This window comes from Rhodothermaceae bacterium, from assembly GCA_009838195.1.
In the GTDB taxonomy this organism is placed as follows: Bacteria; Bacteroidota; Rhodothermia; order Rhodothermales; family Bin80; genus Bin80.
On the sequence record VXSC01000026.1, the window covers coordinates 1 to 5,325 of the forward strand.

Consider the following 5,325-nt stretch of genomic DNA (forward strand, 5'->3'; position numbering starts at 1 on the left):
ATGAGTAAATTGGGGAAACGACGCAAGATATGCGCCCGTTTTTCATTAGACCTAGATAGACAAGTGGTTTCAGGTCAGTATCTTCCGTAGATCCGCGTACTGGCAAGTCGTTCATCATGGCAAAGTATGTATTTGCTGAATCGGTCCAATACCTCAAGGGAGTAGGCCCATCTCGCTCGAACGTACTGTCTCAATTCGGCGTAGAGACCTATCGGGATCTCTTACATTACTACCCCAGGCGTTACCTGGATCATTCGAATGTATCCCGGGTGATTGATTTGTCCACCGAAGGGGACGTGGTCACAATTATCGGGACCGTTCACAGTGCCGAGTTGGTTTCGGGTCGCAATCGTCAGCGGCTTGAAGTACTAATCCGTGATGATTGGAACGGACATATGAAATTAATCTGGTTCAAGGGAGTCAAATGGATCCAGAAAGCGTTCGCTCCAGGCTACCGGGTTGCATTTACCGGGGAGGTGTCAAGGCTTGGTAAATCCTGGACAATGGTGCACCCGGATTTTGATCGGCTTGATGAGGGAGGACCGCAGCTCTCAACGGGTAGAATTACCGCCCTGTATCCTGGCAGTGCACGGTTGCAGGGAGTTGGCCTTAACAGTCGGACGTTTCGGAATATCATCTATCAACTCATCAAGAGCCATGGGTTGAAATTCCCACAGGTCCTGCCTGAATGGGTAGAAAAGAAGTGCAATCTCCTTGATGGCCGGGTCGCCCTGCGGGCAATCCATTTCCCCAAAAGTCACGGGGAGCTGGAAAGAGCCCAAAATCGCTTGAAATTCGAGGAATTATTCTTTCTTCAATTATTGCTTCGCTATACCAAAAAGAAACGTGCAGAACGTACAGGGATCCGTTTGAATGGTCAGGGTGTCCGCTGTGGGCAGTTTATCAACGAGGTACTGCCCTTTGAATTGACGCAGGGGCAGAAGGATGCCCTGAAAACGATCAAGGAGGACATGCTCAGCGGCTATCCCATGTATCGTATGTTGCAGGGGGATGTTGGTTGTGGCAAGACCGTTGTTGCGGTTGCGGCCCTGATCTTGGTTGCAGACAGCCGGTTTCAAGGCGTTTTTATGGCGCCAACAGAGGTTTTGGCTGAGCAACAATATTCCAGCCTGTGTCAATATCTTGAGCCGCTTGGGATCAAGGTCGGGTTGCTGATCGGAGGACAGCGTAAGCGGGTCCGGGAGCAGATCCTGGCAGAGATTGCCAGCGGAGAAATTGATATTGTTGCAGGGACCCATGCGGTGTTTCAGGAGCAGGTGAAGTTCGAGAAGTTGGCACTTGCCGTTGTAGATGAGCAGCATCGCTTTGGTGTGGAGCAGCGTGCAAGCTTGGTTGCCAAGGGAGAAAATCCACATGTGCTTTTGATGAGTGCCACACCGATTCCGCGATCCCTTTCGATGACGATGTATGGGGATCTTAGTATGACGACCATTCGGGATCTCCCAAAAGGACGCAAGCGCATTATTACCAGACTACTCCGGGAAAGTCACCGCTCGGAAATGGAAGCCATCGTACTGGAACAATTACGGCAGGGACGGCAGGCCTACATCGTTTATCCGCAAGTGGATGAAAGCGAGAAGAGTGATCTAAAAAATGCGGAAGCAGGCTTTTCAGCATGGCAGCAGTTGTATCAGAAGGACAAGGTTGGGCTTGTCCACGGAAAGATGAAGAGTCAGGAAAAAGAAGCGGTCATGGCACGGTTCAAGTCGGGACAGGTACAGGTTCTAGTGGCAACGACGGTCATTGAAGTCGGCGTGGATGCATCGGAAGCAACTGCCATTGTCATTGAACATGCAGAGAGATTTGGGTTGAGTCAATTACATCAGTTACGGGGACGTGTTGGGCGGGGTAATCATCAGAGCTATTGTATCCTTATGGCAGAATGGCGTCAATCTTTGGAGTCCAAAGAACGATTGAAAGTGATTGAGCGTACCACGGACGGGTTTGAGATCAGCGAAGCAGACCTAAAGTTGCGGGGAGCAGGTGATCTATTTGGAACCCGGCAAAGTGGAATGCCGGAACTTCGGATTGCAGAGATCCCGGAGGACACACCGATTCTGGAACAGGCGCGACAGGTCGTGAGGGATCTTTGGGAACAGGATCAAGATCTGGCTTTACCTCAGCACCGGGCCATGTACACATATTTTGAGACGTTCATATTGGCACGGATGGAGGGGTATGCACGTATAGGCTAAGGGAATATGGAGAAATACTGGGACATATTTCTGAGCGGTTACGAGGCCTACTCACGCTATTTGTGGATAGAGATCACGGTCCCCCACTGGCAAAATTATTTCTATTGGCTGGTTGGGGTTAGCCTCTTTTTCTTTGTGTTTGAGCTTTTTGCCCCGTGGCGTAAAGAGCAGAAGAGGTTCAGGCATGATTTCTGGCTGGATCTCTTCTATATGTTCTTCAACTACTTCCTGTTCTCGCTCTTTATCTTCAATGCGGCGAGTATGGTGGTTGTGAATCTCTTTAACGATGCGCTGGCCATTATTGGGATTACCAACTTGGTGGCGATTCAGGTGGGGAATCTGCCCGTGTGGGCACAGCTACTGGTGCTTTTTGTGATCCGGGATTTTATTCATTGGAATGTTCACCGGCTTTTGCACCGCATCCCGGCATTATGGGAGTTTCACAAGGTGCATCATTCGGTGGAAGAGATGGGATTTGCTGCACATCTGCGGTTTCACTGGATGGAGAATGTGGTCTACAATGGACTACAGTATATCCCTCTGGCGATGATCGGGTTTGGGATTGAAGAGTTCTTTATTGTATACCTGGTCACACTGGTGATCGGGCATTCAAATCACAGCAATATCTGGATCCCTTTGGGCCCCCTGAAATATATAATCAACAGTCCCCAGATGCACATTTGGCATCATGCCAAGCACTGGCCGGAGGGCCATCCGTATGGCATCAATTACGGGATCAGCCTCAGCCTGTGGGACTATCTATTCAAGACCGCATCCATCCCTCATAGCGGACGTGACATTGAGCTCGGTTTTGAAGATCTGGAGGAATTCCCTAAGACGTTTGTGCGACAAAGTTTGCATGGACTCGGCACCGGAAAAAAGAGGAAAAAGTCTCGGTGATTTCGGATGCGTGCAAACCTGTAGAAATGGTCAGGCAGGAGGTCCTTCATTGAGAACCCGGCACAGATCCCACCCATGCGACGCAAGTTGATGTCCTTTTCCCAAAGGTCATCAGATAACGCGGCGCTCTGTGAACCTCGTACCTAAAATTCCCCCAATGCGTAATCTTGACGTATCCCAGACGGGCTTTCAGTAGATCTTGAAATTTCAAGTAAGCCAAGATTGAGCCAATACTTGCAGTTTAATTTACGGAAATTTGGAATTATTAAAACGAAGTACTATACTAGCGTCGTTTTATTTTTACTTCTAATAAAACTCAAACTGGACTCATGAAAAAATACATTGGCTGGATGGCATTGCTGGTTTGTTTGGCTATATCCATCGGATCTTTGGGAACGATTAAGAAGATTGCAGATGCGAAACAACATTCAACTGCAGGATGCGGACTCTGTATAGTATATGACAGAGAGTCGGGCGAGACAGAATCTTATCCCTATGTTGACCCTGAGAGTGACTTGAAACCCGACGGCTGTGCCTGTAGCTGTAGGTAGAGGAGATCGTCAGTTTGATCTCCTTTGGTTTTATACACGATTGGTTCAAAGAAAAGGACAGTGAATCGAGTTAGGTCTTTGTATGTGGTCGTGCTTCTGGGTGTTGTGATCTCACTTACTTTGACACCACCTCCTGCAGTAGCGCAAAATAAAATTTCACGATTTCTCACTGATGAAGGTGAGCCACCCATGTCAGCAGTGATAGGGTATATTCCGCTTAGCCCCGATTCTGCTTTGGTTGTGGATAATACCGATTCGATCTTTTTGATCATATCTGACCGAAGGGAAAGGTTATTAGGACAGAAGGGCGGTGGCTCATGTGAACATCAACAAGTGACGTCTTACACACTAGCAGGGGATACACTCTTTGTACTTGATACTCAACTTGGGCGGATTACGGGATATTCCATTCATACTGGAGAATGCCTAAAAGAAGTGGTAATGCCAGAATTGGCTCAATTTTCCCAGATTGAAAAAAACGGGAATTGGTTTTATCTGGCGAAGGCCAACTATAATAGTTCGGACCCTCCCGACGAACCTCTGCTCTATCGCCTTGGTTCTGAAGGTGATCTCTTGCCTTTGGCTTTAACGATAGAGGATCTAGACGCGGATCTTCTACTTCTTCCCTTCAAAGTTGGGCAGCGGGTAAATACGATCAAACCTAGAGGCAACAAGCTGTATTTCATTTTGCCATTTTCTCACAGAATCTGGCAATATGACACTGAAACCAAGCTTTTCTCTTCCTTTAATCTGAAAAATGAATCGGCGAAAATTGCAAAGTACTCCTCTTCAACAGATTTTGAAGAGGTAGCTAAACTTGTGCCTAGATTAGAAATCGAACTGGATTTGTTTCTCCTCGAGGATCGAGTGATTGTGTTGTCCATATTCCAAAATCAGTACAGATTAAGAAGTTATTCGTACTCTGGTGACCTGATTGCAGAAGAGAAAGACGTTCAACATGTTTACTTTCATGAACGGGAGAATCTTTATTCACTAGTTTCAACGAACTCTGACACTGAGATATACGCTATCGAGCTTGTCAATTTTTTTTCTGTTCGTTGAACTGCTGTTGTGCCGCCCATCAAATGTCGGATAGAGGTGTTTGAGCTTAACTCGTGCGTCTTCGGTGGTGAAACTCTGGCACACGTCGGGCTACCTATGTGTTCACTTTGATCTCAGTTTATTTTACAGCAACCTAATAAATCTAATAGTCCAATTCAGCTCAGATTGGCTGCTTGTGTATTGAGATTTAAAAACGCACTTGGTTGGGCCTAGTTTTTTGGGCTTGCTGGATTTCATGTTTGTACCGGTAAACATGCTGAACAATCGATTCATGGATGGCACCGGTAGAGCATCTTTGAGTGGACTTTGGTACGTGTTGCCAAACGATCAAATCAACCCACTGGTGCGCGGATGCTTCATCCAGAAACATTTTGCCTAGCTGCATCAGGGTGATTCCCACTCGGTGTGAAAATCCCGCCTTGCCATAGTTCTCCCATTTTTGTTTATCTCTATCCACGGAGATCCAGAAAAAGGGTTTTTTGGATGGGTAAACCCTAGAAATAGTTAGGAAGGTACCTCTTCACGGCAGAAGCTCTCAGATCTGAACTTCCCCCCTTTTTGATTTTGTAGAGGGATAATTTTCTCTGTGTATTCGA

General features: G+C 47.1%; 3 protein-coding genes. All 3 read left to right on the plus strand.

All coding sequences use genetic code 11. The features are described from left to right. The first annotated feature begins 116 nt into the window (after positions 1–116). The 3 genes from recG (at position 117) to F4Y64_05960 (ending at position 4,729) form a co-directional block, all read left to right on the plus strand. Positions 117–2,216, plus strand: coding sequence for an ATP-dependent DNA helicase RecG (gene recG, locus F4Y64_05950; protein MXX97141.1), 2,100 nt, complete (start codon positions 117–119; stop codon positions 2,214–2,216). Between the two features lie 6 nt (positions 2,217–2,222). Beyond that, a complete protein-coding gene (locus F4Y64_05955; protein ID MXX97142.1) occupies positions 2,223–3,116 on the plus strand; it encodes a sterol desaturase family protein in 894 nt (297 codons plus the stop codon). 611 nt (positions 3,117–3,727) lie between these two features. Continuing rightward, complete coding sequence (locus F4Y64_05960; GenBank protein MXX97143.1) at positions 3,728–4,729, plus strand: hypothetical protein; 1,002 nt, start codon at positions 3,728–3,730, stop codon at positions 4,727–4,729. The last annotated feature ends 596 nt before the right edge of the window (positions 4,730–5,325 follow it).